Here is a 19,084-nt window from a genome sequence, read left to right on the forward strand (position 1 = left end):
CAAAAGCGCTTGAAGTGCCATATAAGATGAACATTTAAGATCAAACGTTAACGGAGGGGACAGAAAAAACTGAAGAAGCGAAGCACTCGCCTTTATCCCCGGATTTTCCCATTGCTAGATGGGATTCAAAAAAATCTGGGGATAACAGCGATCAGAAGTTGTTCTGTCACCGCAGTGGCTTAGTTGATCCAACCTACTTATCTTATATGAATGCCACTACATGCGCTTTTTGCGACCTACCATGATCCATGCCCCACCCATAATCAGCACAATCGCCACGAAAGGCTGAATATAACTCAAGCTGCTCAGCATCGTGCCAATCGACATCACAGCGAAGAATAACAGCGAGATAACCGTCAGAATGTTGATGGGGATCAGCAACCATTTGTTCCGACCACCGAACCAGTACAATTCAAACAAACCCACAGCTACAGCCAGAATGAAACCCGGCCACATCGTACCCCAGTTGTTAAACAGCATGGCGATCTGACAGACAATACCGACAGTGAGCAACAATCCACCGGGCACCAGCAGTCCAACCCCTCTGCCAATCATGGAGAAGTACAGCCAGTGGAAGAACAGTCCGAGTGGAATCACGAATAACGTGGGCCAGAAGGTCGCAAAGATCGTACCCGGACCGAGTGAACCTCCCTGGTTCAGAATCAGGTACACGCCCAGTAAAATGAGAACAGGCGCAAGGATCGTACGTTTAGCCATAATATCTCTCCTTCTCAATACAAGATCAAATCCGAACGGTGTATGTAGAACAATGACTTTCGTTATTCACAGCATACCATGAATTGGAAAAGTTAATCCTCCGTCTTTGGAGTTAAAGTGAACCTAGACCAAAGTCTAGGTAAGCATGTAAGGTCAATGACCTCTTTGTAGATGAGTATATAGTTGAACATACTAAAAACCCACTCTATTGAAGAGTGGGTTCTGTCATGCTTTTTATCAAAAGCGAAGCTCGTTATTTCACCACATCTGAATGTTTCTTGCCCCAGCTGTTCACGCCGTCATCTTCAATAATGGAGATGGCTGCGTCGGCGATGTCGGGGTTCGTCATCAGTTTCTCCTGAATACGGAACTTGATGTCATCCGCATCCGCCAGGCTGAGTCCTTTGGTCAACTCAATCAGACCTTCTACATGATAATAACGGCCTTCCTGAATGATACGCATCATCTGAATATCGGCAACGTGTGTGTCAGCCAGAATGGTCTGGGACACTTTGTCCTCAATATCCTGCGGAGCCGCTACCCCGATCAATCCGATCATATTATCGTAACCGACACGGAAGGCTACCGCGATCATCAGACATCCAATAATCGTCGTCACAATACCATCAAGCAATGCAAAATTGGTCAAGGCAATAACCACGACAGAGATTAACGCGAGCGTGGCACCCAGTACAGCGACAACATCTTCGTAGAATACGAGACGGGTTGGTGGCGCAGCACGGCCTACATTTTTGATGGCAGCAGGGACCAAAGCCAATCCGGCAGCTTTGGGTGCGCGTGCTTCTTTTAGAATTTCCTTCATGGCTTTGATTAGAATGGCCCCATCGATCAGAATGTTCAAGACAAGCACACCGATGTTAATCCATAGACCACCGGTATGACCAACAGGATGCTGCAACAGGTGGATACCTTCATGGATCGTTTCATACGCCATAATGGTAACAACAATAACGGCGATCATGCAGAAAATGTTGATGACCCGCCCGAATCCGGTCGGGAAGCGGCGTGTAGGTTTTTTCTCGGACAACACACTTCCGACAAAGACAAACCCTTGGTTAATGGCATCAGCGAGTGAATGCATCGCCGAAGCGAACATGGCGCCACTGCCACTGAATAGGAAAGCTCCCCCTTTGCACACAGCAAGAACCGCATTACCTGCCATCGCTACGGCGGAGGATGTGTTTCCTTTTTTGACGAGAGACATAAAGCTCTCAGACTTCGGTTGTTCAGCCACTTCGTATGTTCCTCCCAGATCAATGTATTAGGTGTAGAAAAGGCAGTCTTATCTAACAGCATGTGCATTTCCACTAAATGTTATTATAACCGCTTTGACATATCCCAGCATTATGCAAAAAAGGTCATATCATCATGGGGGTCTCAGTATTCGATAGCCTCCAAGGCACGTAGATTCCGATTGGACTGTTCCAACAATTCCGTAAATGTCTCAGCCACGTAATATACAAAGTCCGGATCATGTATGTACATAATAATCTGCCCGTACGAACCTTCTTCTGTCGGATCAAAGTCGAACATCAGATACAGTGATCCACCTCCAAGCATGCCAAACGTAACCCTTTTTTTCTGAAAAAGGTAGGGTTTGATTCGGGGATCAAGTTCTCCGATCTCTTCTTCGGTAAAATAATCATCCATGCGGTTTTCCACCAGTGTGGAATGCTCCTTTTGAATCTTTTCCAGGGATAACAGGTAGAATGGCTCGGATTCCCGTCCTTCCTCAAGACTTGGGTACAAGACGTGAAAGCCATAACCGCTCCCATTTTTACGTTTATAAAATGCACGGAAATCAGCAGGTAACTGAACACCATGTTCATGCTCGAATGCGTCAAGTTGCTCATCTGTCACACCTTCAAACTGGCGATATGCCTCCAGAAGCTCCCGGTTCTCCTCATCCTGTACCTTCTCCTCCAGCAACATATCCAATTCATCCATCAATTCATATATACGCTGTTCTGACATGCCATCCCCTCCGTATGAGCTATTCAGATAATATGGTGAGTAATATGCGAACCAACTGTGCCTGATTTCACCTCATATTATAGTTATAAGCCGCAAAAGCACACAAGAAACCGGAGTCCTTGCTTCACATACTACAATGGTCTCATTATTCTAAGGCGGTTGTTGCATAATCAGCACACGTGGCCCCCATCCCAATCGATGATGTACAACCATCATGAATGAAAGTCGCTCCTAGTAACAAATAAGCATGGTTTACAGGGGCAATCCCTGTAAACCATGCTTACTTATTTATCAACTATATAAATGAAACTAGCTTTTTACATCGTCCTCTTTAATCAAACTTCCAACAGGACAAGCTCAGGTTGCCATACTGATAGGCTTTGAACAGGAGGGATGCCTGCTTATTCTGGTCTCCTGCGCCCATGGCGAGCAATAGTGGTACAAAATGCTCCGGGGTAGGCACAGCCGCTTGAGCTGAAGGTGCCAGTTTATCATAGGAGAAGAGAGACTCCGTATCCCAACTCACCAACTTGTCATGTAACCAGTTATCGAACTCGGATGCCCAAGGGTCAACGCCGTTACTTTCCCAGTTCAATCGGCGCAGATTGTGAACGGTCCCGCCGCTGCCAATAACGAGAATGTCTTGCTCACGCAAGGAAGCGAGTGCCTGCCCAACCTGATATTGCTGCTCGCCTGTCAGATAGCGATTCACAGACAAGGCAATTACGGGAATATCCGCATCCGGGTAGAGCAGGCGCAGAACAACCCATGCGCCATGATCCAGGCCACGAACATCATCCGTTTGTACCGGAATCCCTGCTTCTGCCAACAAACGCTCTACTTCGGCAGTGGTTTCTGCCTGTCCTTGAGCCGGGTACTTGATCTGGTACAGCTCGGGCTGGAAACCGCCAAAATCATAGATCGTTTCGTAATTGGCTACCGAGGATACAAGCTGAGTTGTGGATTCCCAGTGAGCAGAGAACAATACGATTGCTTTGGGTTTTGGCAGTTCCTGTCCGAGTTTCTGCAAAAATTCGGTGTACGCATTCTCCTCCAGTGCCAGTGATGGGGCACCGTGGGCAATAAACAGGGAGGGCATCATTATGAATTCGGTCCTTTCGGGTCTTCGGTAGTCAGACTCGCATCTGTCCGAAGCCATTGTTGGAATTGTTGATATAGATCGGGAGTCACCTGGTGGCCACCGTTGTAAGGAACATATGTGACGTGATCGGTATGTTGACGGAAGAAATTGGCGTTATCTTCGCCCATTTGCAACGGGAATAGATGATCCTGATCCCCATGCGAGATAAACACAGACAGCTCCGCATCGGGTTGCAGTTTGTACTCGTCTTTCACAAATTGCGGGATGTACCCACTCATGGCTACAATGCCTTTAATGGCATCTCCCATGATTAGCGATAGAGTCATTGCCATAATGGCGCCTTGGCTGAATCCGGCAATATAACGCCGTGTGGGATCAATGGCATATTTGGCGGACAGATCAACAATTAACTGTTGCAGTCCCTGCACGGAGGCATCGTATAGTTCACGGATAGGATTGCCAATGCTTTTGATCTGAAAATAAGCATAACCACTACCCTGAACGATTGGCCCACGAATGGCGACGATAATAAAATCAGACTGCAGGGGCTCCATCAAACGAAGCATATCTTGCTCATCCGATCCCATGCCATGTAAGGCGAAGATTACGGGATAACGTTGATCTGAATTGTATTGGGACGGTAATCTGACTTCATGTATATAAGGAGAATTCATTGAAAACACCACCTGATGAGGAATGAGTTAGATATATTTTTTTAATAATAAAGTTCACCAATATGAAATAAATATTCTTATTTATGAACAAAACTTATCATGCTTTCATTGTAGGGTCAATACTTTTTTTGTATGATGAATATATGTTGAGGCACGCACCGGATAGATAAGTAGTAGAAACCAAGCGTACGCCTGGTGTCTTATATAGATCAATAGAAGGGGAGGGATGCCATATGGATATTGGCCTGGCAATTCGTACGATCCGCAAGCAGAAACAGATTACGATCATGCAGATGTGCGAGGGCACGGGGTTGTCCAAAGGTTTTATTAGCAACGTGGAAAACAACAAAACGTCACCTTCCATTGCTACACTTGAAAGTATTGCGGATTATCTGGAGGTGCCACTTCCCTATTTGCTGCTGACACCGGAGCAACGGATGAACGTGGTACGCAAGAACGAGCGCAAGGAAACGACAGCTGGAAGTGGACAGATCAAAGTGCAACAGCTTACCGCTAAAGGAGCCATGCGCATGTCCATTGTAGAATTGCCTCCAGGCGCATCGACAGGGGTTAGCAAACATGCCGGGGAGGAAAGCCATCTGGTGTTACAGGGCAAGATTCGTGCGGAGCAATGCGAAGATGTGGAAGTTCTTGAAGCGGGGGATTCGTTTACCTGGAATGCGATTGTGCCCCATGAGGTGACCAATATTGGGGAGGAGCCTGCGTTGGTGCTCATCGCGGTGTCCAAGGAATTAGGTCTGGATCATCTGTAAAATAAAAAAAGGACGTCGCCCAAGTCATGAACATGCGGACATGCATACATGTACAATGGGGAAACGTCCTTTTTCATATTTCTAACGTACTGAGCGAGTCTTATTAGATGATTTTAAGCAGACATTGAGATGTAACGAATCTCAGACGCTTAATTTCACTGCTGTGTGTGTAATTAGGCTACATTCCACATCCTTCTGGCGAAATAACGTCGTAGAGATTCGTTAGAATCGTTTAGAAGGGTCAGAAAGGCCAATAACGCTCTGTCTATTGTGGATTCGTTGTCCAGATGCCTGCGGCTTTAACGAAGACACGATCGGACAGTTTAAGCGTTGCGAGTGCAAGTTCAGCTACATCTTCCGCTTGCATCATGCGATCTTCGTCGCCAATTTTCAGTCCGGCATTGGTCGCAAGCTCTGTATTAACAGTGCTTGGTGTCAGCGCCGTTACCCGAATGTTGGACTTGCGTACTTCCTGCATCAGGGATTCGGTCATACCCAGCAGGGCAAACTTGGATGCGCAGTATGCCGAACCTGTAGCGAATCCACGCTCACCTGCAGTGGAAGCAATATTGATGATGCTGCCGCTGCTTTCCTTAATCATGCTTGGAAGAACAGCACGTGTGACGTAATATGTACCCATAACGTTAACATGCAGAATGCGTTCCCATTCTTCCGGGTCCATTTCCAGTAATGTGCCGAAGCTGCCGATACCTGCATTATTGATCAGGATATCCACCGCACCGAGTTCCATCTCAATGGCTGCTACAGCGGCTTCCGCCTGTGTGCGATCTGAGATATCTGCAGCAGCACTGGTTACTTTCACACCATATTCTTGACTAAGAGACTGCTGAAGAGCCTGAAGATCTGAAGCGGTACGTGCGATAAGTCCAAGGTGCACACCTTCTTTGGCAAGTGCCTCAGCGATGGCACGGCCGATACCTTTACCGGCACCTGTGATGATAGCTGTTTTATTTTTAAGTTCCATGTGGGTAATTCCTCCTTAGAATTGGGCTGGCATTTGATTATACTATATTACCCACAGTTCGGAAATTTGCTTCATCACTATTTGGTAATCTCAATGCTACCCGAAGAGGTACGGGCTTTGATCACTTCCCGGCTTACCATTGGCGATTCAGGTACATCTATATCTCCGGAAGTAGCCTTAGCATCATAGATTCCGTCAAAATCTGGTGCAGCTTGAATGAAAATATCACCTGATGTTCCGGAAGCATTAATCGGAGCGGAATGGGACTGTTCAATATGAATGCTACCCGAAGTGAATTGAACATCGGCTGCACCGTTTAACTCAGTGATCTCAATATCTCCTGATTGAATCTTACTATTAACATGACCAGCTATCTGATCAGCAGTGAAGCTCCCGGATGTCTGTTTTACGGTCATGTCTCCATTAATCAAGGAAGCGTTAATGTCACCTGAAGTTAGAGAAAGTTCAATACTAGGTACCTTGATGTTCTCCAGACGTATGGAACCTGAGGTATTATTCAGCTCAAGCTGATTTGCAGTCAGGTCCGTCAGGTGCCAGTCACTTGAAGAAGAATCCAGCTTAACCTCATTTAATTGGTGTCCTTCAGGCAGGGCCACGGTTACTGTGGAGTCTCGATCATTCCAGTACAGGGTGAAGAATTGCAATCGTTCACGTTCTGTCTGAGACAGTTGGAATGTGCCGTTGGATATAGTGGCTTGTTCGAAGCTCTTGACTACGGCAGGGTCAAATTTTCCATCCACTTCGATATAACCGTTCGAATCCGGACTTACCACAAATTCAATATCTGCACTGAAATTAGCATTCATGATAACATTCTGCAATTCATTCGCCTTGAAATCCCATCGTTTGGAATAGCTCTCCCGTTTATCTCCAAACTGAACGCCATAGATGGATGTTCCGAGCAAACCGATTCCGATACATATGACGGCTAAAGCAAGCCATTTCTTGGTACTCATGCGGATACATCCCCTTTCATCATATTTTTATTCCATTTAATGTATTGAAGAGTGATGTTTTTGAAAGCTCCATACACGTACTTCGATGCAAGTGCAAACAAAATGCCGACACCGAATGCGCCAATCGCCACGAAAATCTCTGCCTTATCGAGTTGACCCAAGAAAACGAAGTCCACAACCGCTGCGATAGGTGCAAGCACCAGTAAGGACAAGCTGGCAATCGTAAGCCACACTGACCACAGGGTTAGACCGAGAGGGATGCCAAGGATGAGATTCAGGAATAACAGGGCGATGCTTGTGAAGAAGTTGCGAGTAGCTTTGGTGTTATTTCTGGGAGACCGCATTTCCTGATACGTTGGTGCATAGAAGGCATCTGAACCTGGTGTATACGCGTCATAACGATCACCGAGTGCTTCCTTGGCGATCTCTTCTGGCTGTCCGAGTTCCCAAGCGATCTCTTCTTCCCGCCGTCCTTCTCTGAGTCCAAGCTCAAAATGTTGATCATAGTCGGCGAGCAACTCCGCCCGTTCGAATGGATCCATCGGCCGGAGATGAACTTCCATGGCTTTCATAAATTGTTGTCTATTCATTAGGGATTCCTTCCTCCATCAGATTTGCGACATTGCGCACAAATTCATTCCATTCTGTCGTCAGTGCCGTCATGTATTCACGACCTGTATCGGACAGTCGGTAATACTTGCGTGGCGGTCCTTCAGTTGACTCTTGCAAGTAGGTGGTGCAGTATCCGTCATTGACAAGACGTCGAAGCAAGGGATATAACGCACCTTCAGCAACTTCTATATGTTTGGAGACCGCCTGAGCCAGTTCGTAGCCATACCGATCCTGGCGGTTAATTAATACCAGGACGCACAGCTCCAATACTCCTTTTTTGAACTGGATGTTCACATTCACACAGGTTCCTCCTTCGTAGCTTCATTAATCGCTAGTGTGTATTGTTCAGTAGTAGTGGATTCATCATAGCACTCAGTACTGTTCAATGCAAGGTAGTGATTTTAAAATAGTTCCAAATCATGATTTACCGTCTGTCACTTCTGTTTGGTGGGGGTTGAGACGCAGCCGAACTAGTTTATTTAACTATCATTCAGCATACGTAAAAACCGGATCGGTTGCTTCCGTCTGGAGGCGGATTCCGATCCGGTCTGAGAGATGAACTTTTGGTTATGCGATTTACCCATTACAATCTCTGCACATTGGTTACTCTTGTGCGTCGAGAACTTTGAGATCTTCCACAGCAGGACCTTCAATCACATGGCCTGCATAATCGAAGCGGGAACCGTGGCATGGGCAATCCCATGAACGCTCGCCTTTATTCCATTCGACTTCGCACCCCAGATGCGTACAGGTGGTATCTACCAGAAACAGCTTGCCGCTGGTATCTTTGTACGCGCCAGCCCTTTTGCCGTTATGACGAACGACGGCTCCTTCATCTTCACCAATATCACTAACATTTTTATGCACGATACCTACTTTACCGGAGATTAATTCTTTGGCTACATTTACATTTTCCACAATAAAATGCTTCATGCCAGGGTCCGCTTTGAATCTTGCCGGGTCGAATACAGCAGCATGGGGATTGTCACGTCCAGTGATGCGATCCGCAAGAATGTGTCCTGCCATCGTGCCAGTCGTCATCCCCCATTTGGCAAACCCGGTCGCTACATAGACACGTTCATGTCTTCCGGTAATGGGTCCAATGTAAGGTATCTTGTCGATGGAGATCAGATCCTGAGCTGACCAGCGATATGGAATGTTGCGGATACCAAAAGTCTCTGCTGCGAACTTCTCGAGACGTTCATAATGACCGAAGGTACAGATGCCTTGTCCGGTTTTATGATTTTCACCGCCGAAGAGAATAAGTTCTTTCCCATCATGAAGGACAGAGCGCAGAGAGCGGTACGGTGTATCGTCCGAAATGTACATGCCGCCAGCGTAGGATTTCTCCGGCTCGACTAATACGGCATAGGATCGTTCGGCGTGTAACCGTGTGAAATAAAATCCGGGATCATAGACGGGAAAATGAGAAGCTACGACAACATGTTCTGCTGTTACAGATGGCCCATCGCCATAAGTTCGCACATGTAGTGAAGCGTCTTCCTCCACATCCGTAACCGTCGTATGCTCGTAGATCTGTACCCCGTGCTTCACAGCAGAATCCAGCAAATAGTGCAGATAGGCCAGCGGATCAAAGCGTGCCTGACCCGGCATGCGAATACCTGCCCTGGCGGGAACTGGAATAGGGAGTGGGTCTACCCATTCGCCAGGGATATTGAGTTTGCCATACGCGGTCAGTTCGATCTCCAGTTTTTTGATGTTATCCTCTGATTGAATATAGACGTAGGCATCTTCCTCAGCCCACTGGCAATCAATCTGTTGTTCCTTCACCAGATTGCGCATCCATTTGGAGGCTTCGGCATTGCCTTCATAATACATCCGGGCCTGTTCTTGTCCGAAGTGATGCATAATTTCATCAAATATGACACCGTGCTGTGCAGATACCTTAGCCGTGGTATGACCGGTCGTGCCGTCCAATACTTTACCAGCCTCCAGTACGACCACACGCATACCCGTCTGTCCCAGCAGATAAGCGGTGGTAATCCCTGCAATCCCGGCACCGATAATCGCTACATCGGCGGTGATATCTTCGGTCAGTTTTGGATAGGCATTGAATTCATGCGTAGCACGCCACAATGATTCGGGGACGGGGGGCAGGCCTGTCTTAGGCTGCTGATTGTCGCTCATTTCTCTTCCTCCTTGTTTATCTTCATTCGTTGATTCGCTTATCGTTCAGTGCACATCGTTGTACTCTTATCCATGATTGCCAGACTATGCCAGGAAAAAACGGTGCTGTTCAGATTTTGCAGAGGGCTGTTCACAATTTCCTGCGGAGCACATCTGTTTTTTTTGTTAAACATGCTATATGATAAGATTACCGAAACCGTTTTAGGTTTTGAAAAGCAGATCAAGTTTTACACCGGTAAACATTGATTACAAAAGGATTAATTCATCTATTTGTAGAACGAATTCATTCCAATTAACCTTCGTATTTTATTGAAATATGTATTCGCTATCATTACATTCAATTACCGATAACCAAAGGAGATTCCATATGACGACCAACCAAACGAAATATCCGTTTCAAGATACAGCACTAGCGTTAGACACCCGGGTGAAGGACCTTGTATCCCGTTTGACTGAAGATGAAAAAATTGAATCCATGCTGCAATATCAACCGGCAGTAGACCGCCTGGGTGTGCCTGCATACAAACATGGTACAGAAGCAGCACACGGCCTGGCCTGGCTTGGAGAAGCAACATCTTTTCCACAACCGGTGGGGCTGGCATGCACATGGGATACGGATCTGATGAAGGAGATTGGCTCCGTTCTCGGAGATGAGGCACGTGTATTTTATAAACGCAATCCGGCGGTGAACGGTCTTACGCTGTGGGCACCTACAGTAGATATGGAACGTGACCCGCGCTGGGGACGGAATGAAGAGGCGTATGGTGAAGATCCGGAACTGACAGCCGAGCTGACAACTGCATTGGTCAAAGGAATTCAGGGCGACCATCCGAAGTACTACAAAGCGGTCGCTACCTTGAAGCATTTCCTCGCGAACAATAATGAGGTCGATCGTGGAAGTGGTTCGTCCAGCATTGATCCCCGCAACATGCGTGAATATTATCTGAAGGCGTTCGAGAAGCCATTCAAAGAAGGCGGCGCACAGTCCATGATGACTGCGTACAACTCCATTAATGGTACGCCAGCGTTGTTGCATCCATTTGTGAACGAGATTGTCAAAGGCGAATGGGGCATGGATGGTTTCATTGTCAGTGATGCAGGCGACGTAATGGGCATCAAGAACGATCATAAATACTATGATTCCCATACACCGGGTACGGTGGAGTCCGTGAAGGCAGGGATTGATAGCATCACCGATGATGCTGAGCTGTCCAAACAGGCACTGCGTGAAGGATTGGAACAAGGCACACTCACGATGGATGACATCGACAAGGCGTTGTTTAATACGTTCCGTGTGCGTTTCCGTCTGGGCGAGTTCGATCCGGAGGAAGGCAACCCTTACGCCTCTATCGGTGAAGAGTCCATGATGACGGAGAAAGCAAAAGAACTGTCGCTTAGGGCCGCGAGAGAACAAGTGGTATTGCTCAAAAACGACAAAGGCACGCTTCCGCTGGATAAAACAAAAGCTGGCAAAGTGGCTGTCATTGGTCAATTGGGCGGAACCGTCTATCGTGACTGGTATGCAGGCACTATGCCATATAACGTTTCCCCGCTTGAAGCGATCCGTGGCAAGGTAGGCAGCGACAAAGTGGCGTTCAAGGATGGAAATGACCGCATTACGTTAACTTCCGTAGCCAATGGGAAGAAAATTGGACTGGCGGATGGTGAGAAATCACCTGTTATTGCTTCCGGAGAAGCAGAGACGTTTATGGTGTCCGACTGGGGCTTCGGAAGTTATACCTTGCAGGCGGAAAGCAACGGCAAATATCTGACCACAGATGAAGAGACCGTAACGGCTTCCGCAGATGAAGTGTACGGCTGGTTTGTGAAGGAAGTATTCCACCTGTTGCCACAACAGGACGGAAGTGTAGGTCTGACCACTTGGAATGGCAAAACGGTGACTGCACCTAATGGTGGAAACGATGCATTCGCAGTGTCCGAAGAACTGAAAACCTTCGGTGCCACAGAGACGTTCAAGCAGGATGTAGTTGTGAATGGACTTGAGGAAGCAGTAGCAGCTGCCAAGGCTGCAGAAACGGCAATTGTTTTTGTTGGTAATAATCCGCTTGTCAATGGTAAAGAAGAAATTGATCGTCCAAGTCTGGATCTGGCCGAATCCCAGCAACGTCTGGTTGAGGCGGTCTATGCCGCAAACCCGAACACGGTAGTCGTTATCGTGGGTAGTTATCCGTTCACATCCAACTGGGTTCAGGAGAACATCCCGGCGGTATTGTATACTTCACACGCGGGGCAGGAACTGGGTAACGCAGTGGCTGATGTATTGTATGGCGACTATGCACCAGCAGGCCGTCTGAACATGACGTGGGTGCAATCGGCAGATCAACTGACCGACATCAAGGATTACGATATCATTCAATCCGGTCGGACATATCAATATTTTGAAGGTAATGTATTGTATCCTTTTGGACATGGTCTGACGTATGCAACGTTTAAATACAGTAATTTGGAACTTAGCCCGGCTCAAGTGGGTACAGAGGGTAATGTTACTGTAACTGTAGATGTGACCAACATTAGTTCAATCGCTAGTGACGAGGTTGTACAGTTGTACGTTCGTGCGGGCAAATCCAGGGTGAAACGTCCACTCAAAACGTTAAAGGGATTCCGTCGTCTTCATATCGAAGCTGGAGCTACAGTGAAAGTCAGCTTTACCTTGCCTGTTCAGGAACTGGCAATCTGGGATGTAACTCGTGATCGGTATGTCGTGGAAACTGGAACTTACTCCATCATGGTTGCTAAGTCATCCTCCGATGTTCAGCTGGTAGCAGACCTGACGGTTGAAGGCGAGACAATCCCCGCTCGTAATCTGGGTGTGGCTACTCGTGCCGAGAATTATGATGCTTACCTGGGTGTTGATCTGGATGAGAGCAAAGAGGGCGGAAGTGCTGTCCGTGTCGTTGGAGAGCAAGGGTGGATTGTCTTCAAAGATGCCGATTTGGGTAGTGGAGCAGCCGCAATTGAAGCACGTGTCTCCGCAGAACAAGCAGGTGCTGTGTTGGAAGTGCGACTCGGCTCACCAGATGGTACACTCGCAGGACGTGTGGAACTGGCACAAGGCGAAGCCCAGCAGTGGTCTACCGTTAAGGCAGAACTCACGGGTGCAGCAGGTGCACAGGATGTATATATTGTGCTTTCCGCAGACGTACGCATCAGTCACTTCGAGATTGGTTAAGTCAAATAGCTCATGCAAAAGCCTCCGAATGCATTCGGAGGCTTTTGTTGGTCTATACGCTGGTTGGATCAGGATGCTTCTTCCTGCCCAACTCTTTTATCCTGAGCGGTAGCATTAGAATTATGCAAAATGCTTTGCCATCTCACGTATTTTTATTTCCCGTCAAACGTAATCATTTTTTGCACAAATTGCTTCAATTGTTTGTTGGTTTCATTCAACTGCTCAATCGTACTCATAAAATTGTTAACCAGTTCAGCCTGTTCCTGAGAACTCGCAGTGATCTCACCAAGTTCATTCTCCATGCCTTGTATGGATTGGCGGACCGAGAGAAGAGAATCTTCAATACGGGCCGTGGCTTCCTTGGTATCCACAGACAGTTTGCGAATTTCTTTGGCAACAACGCCAAAACCTGCACCTGCTTCACCTACACGAGCCGCTTCAATGGCTGCATTCAAGCCGAGCAGGTTTGTTTGTTCGGAGATTTCACGAATGAAACTGGCGACTTGAGTTACATTTCCTGATTTCTGTACGGCTTGTTTGGAGTTGTTCCGGATCTCTTCGGTGGTGGCGCTGAGTTCCTCGGAGTGGGCAGCTACATGCTGTACACTGTCAATTAATTGGTTGGTCAGATTCTCAGTAGCATCCATGAGCTGTTGCAGCTGGTCCTGATCGTCCATACTGTAGAGCAGGTTGAACAGGGCGATGACTTCACCTTGCTCATTTTTAATGGGGATAAAGGCCACGTCAAACGGAACACCGAATAAATCTTTAGGGTAGTGATCGAATCGTTTGACTGTACCGCCGTTGAGATCAGCAAAATTTCGATTCCCATCCAACAGAGGGTCTCCAGGTTGATAATTCAGTTGTTTTAACGATTCCCCTGCGGAGAAGTATAAGAATTTTTCATGATCAATAACGGAAAGGGTCACATCCTGACGAATCGTATCTCGAAAGAAAGGCATACAAGTAATTAATGCTTGAACAATATCCATATAAAAGATGATTCCTCCCTGGTTACCTTATGTATACGGTTAAATTTTAAATGCAAACTTAATAACCACCTATATTATATATCGTCATGCAATAGAGAAGAAAATAGAGAGAATGGATAAAACCTATTTCTTAAAGCAGACCGCTATATGCCAATAAGGCACGAGTCCGCTGGGGACCCGTGCCTTGTTAGTTTCGTGAGGGGATTAAAACCATTGTTTACAGCATACTGAGCTGCATCGTAACGATAGTCTGAGTGGCTCGTGTTGCATTGACATCGATCAACCGTTGATTCCGACTGCCGCGGAAGGGCAGGGAGACATCACGCTCTGCTTCAACGTATCGCCCGTCAATTATGACGTCGCACAACCGGGCAAGCTCTGCTCTTGCAGAATCGGTGACCAGCTCTTCATATTCGAATCCCGTGTAAGCCCATACTGTCAGATCAGGACGTGCAGCGCGGAGCTGCTGAACCCATGACGTACATTCTGGTGCCGAGAAAAAGGGATCACCACCACATAACGTAACGCCATCCAGCAAAGGATGGGTCGTCACTTCATACAGAATCTGCTGCTGCCGCTCCTCTGTAAAGGGCTCACCCGCTCGAAAGCTCCATGAATCCGGACTGAAGCAGCCCGGACAGGCGTGTCGACATCCGCTGATGAACAACACGGCACGCAGGCCTGTCCCTTCGTTTACCGATTCCGGGATGTATCCATACAGATTCACCGGTGTTTCACCCGATCCCGTACTTCGGCCTGTTTCGCAGCATTGAAGCGTACTTTGTAATCTCCAGTCAGATAGCCCGTTACACGACGCAACCGCTGGAAGTGCACATGGTCCTCATGGACTTCACAATTTGGGCATACATCCCCGATGACCCCTTCATAACCACATGCAGGGCAGCGATCAATCGGATGATTAATGGAAAAATATCCGATATCCTGTGCCAGTGCATACTGCACGATTCGCAGGAAAGCTGCGGTGTTGGCTCGAACGTTACCGTCCAGCTCCACATAGGAGATTGCGCCCGCATTGCATAACGTATGGAACGGGGCCTCCAGTTCAATCTTCCGATAAGCTGGAAGAGTATGATAGACAGGGATATGGAATGAGTTCGTATAATACTCCCGATCATTAACTCCTGGAATGAGGCCATAACGTTCTCTGTCGATCTTCGTGAATTTGCCAGATAACCCTTCCGCAGGTGTGGCAAACAGGGTGATATTCAGGTTATGCTGCTCGCTCATCTTGTCACAGAACTCTCTCATGGTCCGAATAATGTTGAGTGCTTCGCGATGTACATGAGGGTCCTGCCCATGATGGCGTCCATAGAGAGCTGTCATACATTCAGCGAGACCGATAAAACCAAGAGATAACGTTCCGTGCTTTAATAGATCGGCAACGGGCTCGTTTGGAGCAAGCTGTTCTCCACCTTCCCATACACCTTCACGCATCATGAAGTCCGATGCCTTGGCAGGCTGGGCTGTCTGAATGCGGTAGCGATGCAGCAGGCCGGAAGCGGCATTATGCATTACGGATTCCAAAGCAGTGTAGAATCCTGCCCGATCCGCAACAGCTCTGGCACCTTGGCAGATGCCAAACCGGATGCCGAGCTTGACCAGATTAATGGTGTTGAAGGACAGATTCCCTTTACCACTTTGACGATTACGGCCAAAACGGTCAGCCAGTGTACGTGTGCGGCATCCCATAGTTGCGATAATCGTATCCGGATCTTCCGCATGATAATAAGGCAGATTGAAAGAGGCGTCCACATTGACAAAGTTAGGATACATCCGCCGGGATGAACAGGTGACTGCGAGGCGGAACAAGTCATAGTTTGGCTCGCCTTGAGCCTGATTGATTCCCTGTTTACATTGGAAAATATGTTGAGGGAACACGGGAGTTTCCCCGTTGCCCAGCCCACGAATCGTTGCTTCGAGCAATGAACGTGATACCAACCGTCCTTCCGCAGAAGTACATAATCCATAGTTCAGTGATGTGAATGGAATCTGTCCACCCGCCCGGCTGCTCATCGTATTCAGATTGTGAATCAGTGATTCAGCAGCTTGTCCTGTCTCCAATTCAGTCTCCTCATAGGCGAAAGCATATGCGCGTGGGCACTGATTCTTCGCTTCAATGCTGTCCAGATATAGCTGTTCATCTTCGAGCAGGACATGCTCACCAAAGAGACGTTGCCCTTTACGATAATGTTTGCGGAACGATCGCTGTACATAAGGGGCCAAATCCCAGTCAATTTTATTGGCCGATACACCACCATACTGACTGTTCTGCTGGGATTGGAAGATGATCGCAACCAAAGCCATGGCCGACATGATTGTCTGAGGTGTGCGAACCGATCCGTTGCCTGTATTGAAACCCGCAGCAAGGAGACGGTCAAACGGGATAAAGATGCAGTTGGTCGTTCCAAGTGCATACTGATCCAGATCGTGTACATACAGATCTCCGTTCTCCACAGCTTGGGCAAGTTCTTCCGGCAACACATGACGCAGAGCATGCCACTTGGCGGTCTCCGAACCGAGCCTGCTCATTTTTCCGCTGAAGGAGTCCCCGTTCAAATTCGCATTTTCCCTCAGTGTATCGGCGTCTTCTGCGCCAATAATGCGTCTTCCCAGGTCGGATAATAGATCGGATGCCGGTGGAGTGGCATACTCAAGCATGTTCATGTAAGGTTCCTCCTAAAATGATTTTGAATATCATTCAATTCACGTTAAATACTATATGTAGATTCGTCTTATCCATTTATAAACTATATGTGGTTTATTGGGTGTGATAATGGTCACACCACGAAGTGGGCAAAGATGACTTTCCTTTAATTGCTGGGGGTAAAGGTTCCCAAAGTCTGAGTAGAAGCGTATAATTTCTAGTTATCCTGCAAGGATAATAATTGAATTCAGACAAGATGGACTTTATCGACCTGAAATGACATTTGGACTTGACTTTCGGTTGGTTAAACCATCCGTTAAGACCTTGCATTTGAACGCAAAAGGGCAATAATCAGGAAGTATGATTCTCTTATACTTCTACGGTGTTAATCATATAAGTATAGAATGTGACAACTATTCGGATTTTTGATGGCCCCTGTACGTGATTAAACATTCTGATATACAGATTTGAAAGTGCAGCTAAGACAAGAGGGGTGAATCATGGGGACGGCAGAAGGCATTACGAGAGGCTTCTATGATGATATAAAGGAAGCTGCGGCCCATATCGTGGACGTATTAAGCGGTATATTAAAGGTCAATACCATCTTTGTTGCCACGAATGACGGGGTGACCAATGTCATTTTGGAGGCTTTTAATCTTACGGAAGAGTTAATTGTTAAAGGTAGTGTACTTCCATTCACGGATTCGTATTGCAGCCTGGTATTAGAAGATAAATATAAAACCCTTACCATTCAGGATACATGTGAACATCCGATGACGCGATCCATGGATGTCACGAGCGAGCTTGGGAATCGCTTTTTCTTGGGTGTACCCATCATGCGAAGATCTGGTGAAGCATTCGGAACCATATGTCTGATGGACGAGCCGGATTATGTGATTAGTGAAACGGACATGAAGACCCTGAATGCGATGGCAGTGTTTCTGGGATATGTTGTGGACTTGGAGAGCACTTTGCATGTTCAGGAGCGGAAATTGAATGATTCGGAACAGATGCAAGAGCAGCTACAGGCAGAGAAAGAACGTGCCGAATCGGAGGCCGTGACCAAAGCGCAGATGCTCAAGCTAATGAGTCATGAGATTCGCAATCCACTGAACGGTATTCTGGGACTGACAGATCTGATGCGCACTCCGGATATGTCCGAGGAGCAGTCAGAATATGTGAATATGATTGAGACAAGCGGCAATATACTGCTTTCCTTACTGAACAATATGATGAATTTCAACATTAATGAGTCAGGTAAAACAGTTATACATGATGATCCATTCGATCTAGTAGGTATCATCGAGAATACCGTCTATCTCTATGCAGGGATTGCGGCGGGCAAGAACATTGAGCTGGGGTTAAATCTTGAATTAAATGTGTCCCAAGTATTTGTTGGTGATGAGGTCAAGATCGGACAGCTGCTTGCACATGTTATTCAATATGCCCTCGATTCAACGCGTGAAGGTTCAGTGCTGATTACGGCAGTGGTGAACGGAGAAGATACGGAGGAGACGGGTACACTGCTGCTCAAGGTGAAGTACACCGGTCAGATGTTGTCGGATAAAAAGATGCGTACCTTTAACGCTCAGGTTGGACCTTTGGATATTCAAAAGCTGATCGGTAGCAATCTGGGTTTGGCAGTAAGCCAAAACCTTGCGATTCTTATGCATGGCCGTATTCAGGTGAATAGTGCGGAGGAGAATGAGACGGAATTTCATATTGCTCTTCCGTTACGCAGATACTGGGAGTTACCTCAACTCGCAAGTATTCAGCAGCGGTTAAAAGGCATAAAGGTACTGCTCGCCAAGGACCCTGATATATTGCAGGGTGTTTCTTCCCTGATGCGCAGATGGGATATGGATGTGCATATGACCTCAGGATCGAGTGTAGCGCATGAGTGGATCAAGGAGGGCTTCAAGCCGGATGTAGCCATTGTAGATATGGGGCTTCAGGAAGGCGGAGCAGTTAAATTTGTACATGATATGAAACAGCGACTTGAGGATTTGCCTGTCATTGTTCTGGTACCCTATGGCATGCAAATTGACCTGCATGACGCGGAGATCTTCGATGCTGTTCTGACGAAGCCGGTCAGACAAGCTGATCTGTTGAATGCACTAAGTATTACGCTGCCTTAAATGATCAGACCAATGAAGGATTTTCTTAGTTGGCGCACCTGGAATGGGTGCGCTTCTTTGGTTTCTGCTTTTGAATTTTCCATTTTCTGAGCCAAAACTTCTTTTCATCTGGGCTG

The 19,084-nt window shown here is 47.2% G+C and carries 16 protein-coding genes; 3 read left to right on the forward strand and 13 right to left on the reverse strand.

The window, feature by feature from the left end:
* Positions 1-216 precede the first annotated feature (216 nt).
* From MHH93_RS24240 to MHH93_RS24260, 5 genes are all read right to left on the reverse strand, one after another.
* Positions 217-717 (reverse strand): hypothetical protein, encoded by a 501-nt coding sequence (locus MHH93_RS24240; protein ID WP_500056100.1) that lies wholly within the window; start codon positions 715-717, stop codon positions 217-219.
* Positions 718-970: 253 nt separating this feature from the next.
* Positions 971-1,972, reverse strand: coding sequence for a cation diffusion facilitator family transporter (locus tag MHH93_RS24245; protein ID WP_500056101.1), 1,002 nt, complete (start codon positions 1,970-1,972; stop codon positions 971-973).
* Between the two features lie 143 nt (positions 1,973-2,115).
* Positions 2,116-2,712, reverse strand: coding sequence for an SMI1/KNR4 family protein (locus MHH93_RS24250; RefSeq protein WP_500056102.1), 597 nt, complete (start codon positions 2,710-2,712; stop codon positions 2,116-2,118).
* 331 nt (positions 2,713-3,043) lie between these two features.
* Complete coding sequence (locus tag MHH93_RS24255; RefSeq protein WP_500056103.1) at positions 3,044-3,814, reverse strand: DODA-type extradiol aromatic ring-opening family dioxygenase; 771 nt, start codon at positions 3,812-3,814, stop codon at positions 3,044-3,046.
* Complete coding sequence (locus MHH93_RS24260) at positions 3,814-4,488, reverse strand: alpha/beta hydrolase (RefSeq protein ID WP_500056104.1); 675 nt, start codon at positions 4,486-4,488, stop codon at positions 3,814-3,816. Before MHH93_RS24260 ends, MHH93_RS24255 begins: the two co-directional genes overlap by 1 nt.
* A gap of 233 nt (positions 4,489-4,721) precedes the next feature.
* Here MHH93_RS24260 and MHH93_RS24265 point away from each other — a divergent pair, with 233 nt between their 5' ends.
* Positions 4,722-5,261 carry a helix-turn-helix domain-containing protein gene (locus MHH93_RS24265; RefSeq protein ID WP_500056105.1) on the forward strand — a complete coding sequence of 180 codons (540 nt, stop codon included), beginning with the start codon at positions 4,722-4,724 and terminating at the stop codon, positions 5,259-5,261.
* A gap of 265 nt (positions 5,262-5,526) precedes the next feature.
* Here the strand turns inward: MHH93_RS24265 and MHH93_RS24270 are convergent, their stop codons facing one another.
* The 5 genes from MHH93_RS24270 to MHH93_RS24290 form a co-directional block, all read right to left on the reverse strand.
* Positions 5,527-6,246, reverse strand: a complete 720-nt coding sequence (locus tag MHH93_RS24270; protein ID WP_500056106.1) for a 3-ketoacyl-ACP reductase — start codon at positions 6,244-6,246, stop codon at positions 5,527-5,529.
* Positions 6,247-6,323: 77 nt separating this feature from the next.
* Entirely contained in the window at positions 6,324-7,223 is a 900-nt protein-coding gene (locus MHH93_RS24275; protein ID WP_500056107.1) for a DUF4097 family beta strand repeat-containing protein, read from the reverse strand.
* The gene (locus tag MHH93_RS24280; protein WP_500056108.1) at positions 7,220-7,813 is read right to left on the reverse strand and encodes a DUF1700 domain-containing protein; all 594 of its coding nucleotides are present in this window, start codon (positions 7,811-7,813) and stop codon (positions 7,220-7,222) included. Before MHH93_RS24280 ends, MHH93_RS24275 begins: the two co-directional genes overlap by 4 nt.
* The gene (locus MHH93_RS24285; RefSeq protein WP_500056109.1) at positions 7,806-8,135 is read right to left on the reverse strand and encodes a PadR family transcriptional regulator; all 330 of its coding nucleotides are present in this window, start codon (positions 8,133-8,135) and stop codon (positions 7,806-7,808) included. The genes MHH93_RS24280 and MHH93_RS24285 overlap by 8 nt, the downstream gene beginning before the upstream one ends.
* 303 nt (positions 8,136-8,438) lie before the next feature.
* The gene (locus MHH93_RS24290; RefSeq protein ID WP_500056110.1) at positions 8,439-9,983 is read right to left on the reverse strand and encodes an FAD-dependent oxidoreductase; all 1,545 of its coding nucleotides are present in this window, start codon (positions 9,981-9,983) and stop codon (positions 8,439-8,441) included.
* A 367-nt stretch (positions 9,984-10,350) separates the two neighbouring features.
* Between MHH93_RS24290 and MHH93_RS24295 the strand changes: the two genes are divergently transcribed.
* Entirely contained in the window at positions 10,351-13,173 is a 2,823-nt protein-coding gene (locus MHH93_RS24295) for a glycoside hydrolase family 3 C-terminal domain-containing protein (protein WP_500056111.1), read from the forward strand.
* Positions 13,174-13,325: 152 nt separating this feature from the next.
* On the opposite strand, the gene MHH93_RS24300 is transcribed toward MHH93_RS24295, so the two are convergent.
* The 3 genes from MHH93_RS24300 to MHH93_RS24310 all read right to left on the reverse strand — a co-directional run bounded on the left by MHH93_RS24300 (position 13,326) and on the right by MHH93_RS24310 (position 16,850).
* Positions 13,326-14,165 (reverse strand): methyl-accepting chemotaxis protein, encoded by an 840-nt coding sequence (locus MHH93_RS24300; protein WP_074092610.1) that lies wholly within the window; start codon positions 14,163-14,165, stop codon positions 13,326-13,328.
* Positions 14,166-14,382: 217 nt separating this feature from the next.
* On the reverse strand, positions 14,383-14,892 hold the full coding sequence (gene nrdG, locus MHH93_RS24305) for an anaerobic ribonucleoside-triphosphate reductase activating protein (protein ID WP_500056112.1): 510 nt from the start codon (positions 14,890-14,892) through the stop codon (positions 14,383-14,385).
* Complete coding sequence (locus tag MHH93_RS24310) at positions 14,889-16,850, reverse strand: anaerobic ribonucleoside triphosphate reductase (RefSeq protein ID WP_500056113.1); 1,962 nt, start codon at positions 16,848-16,850, stop codon at positions 14,889-14,891. Before MHH93_RS24310 ends, nrdG begins: the two co-directional genes overlap by 4 nt.
* Positions 16,851-17,330: 480 nt before the next feature.
* Between MHH93_RS24310 and MHH93_RS24315 the strand changes: the two genes are divergently transcribed.
* Positions 17,331-18,968 carry a hybrid sensor histidine kinase/response regulator gene (locus MHH93_RS24315; RefSeq protein ID WP_500056114.1) on the forward strand — a complete coding sequence of 546 codons (1,638 nt, stop codon included), beginning with the start codon at positions 17,331-17,333 and terminating at the stop codon, positions 18,966-18,968.
* Positions 18,969-19,084: the final 116 nt, after the last annotated feature.

The sequence above is a fragment of the Priestia sp. FSL H7-0729 genome (assembly GCF_038005685.1).
Lineage (GTDB): Bacteria > Bacillota > Bacilli > Paenibacillales > Paenibacillaceae > Paenibacillus.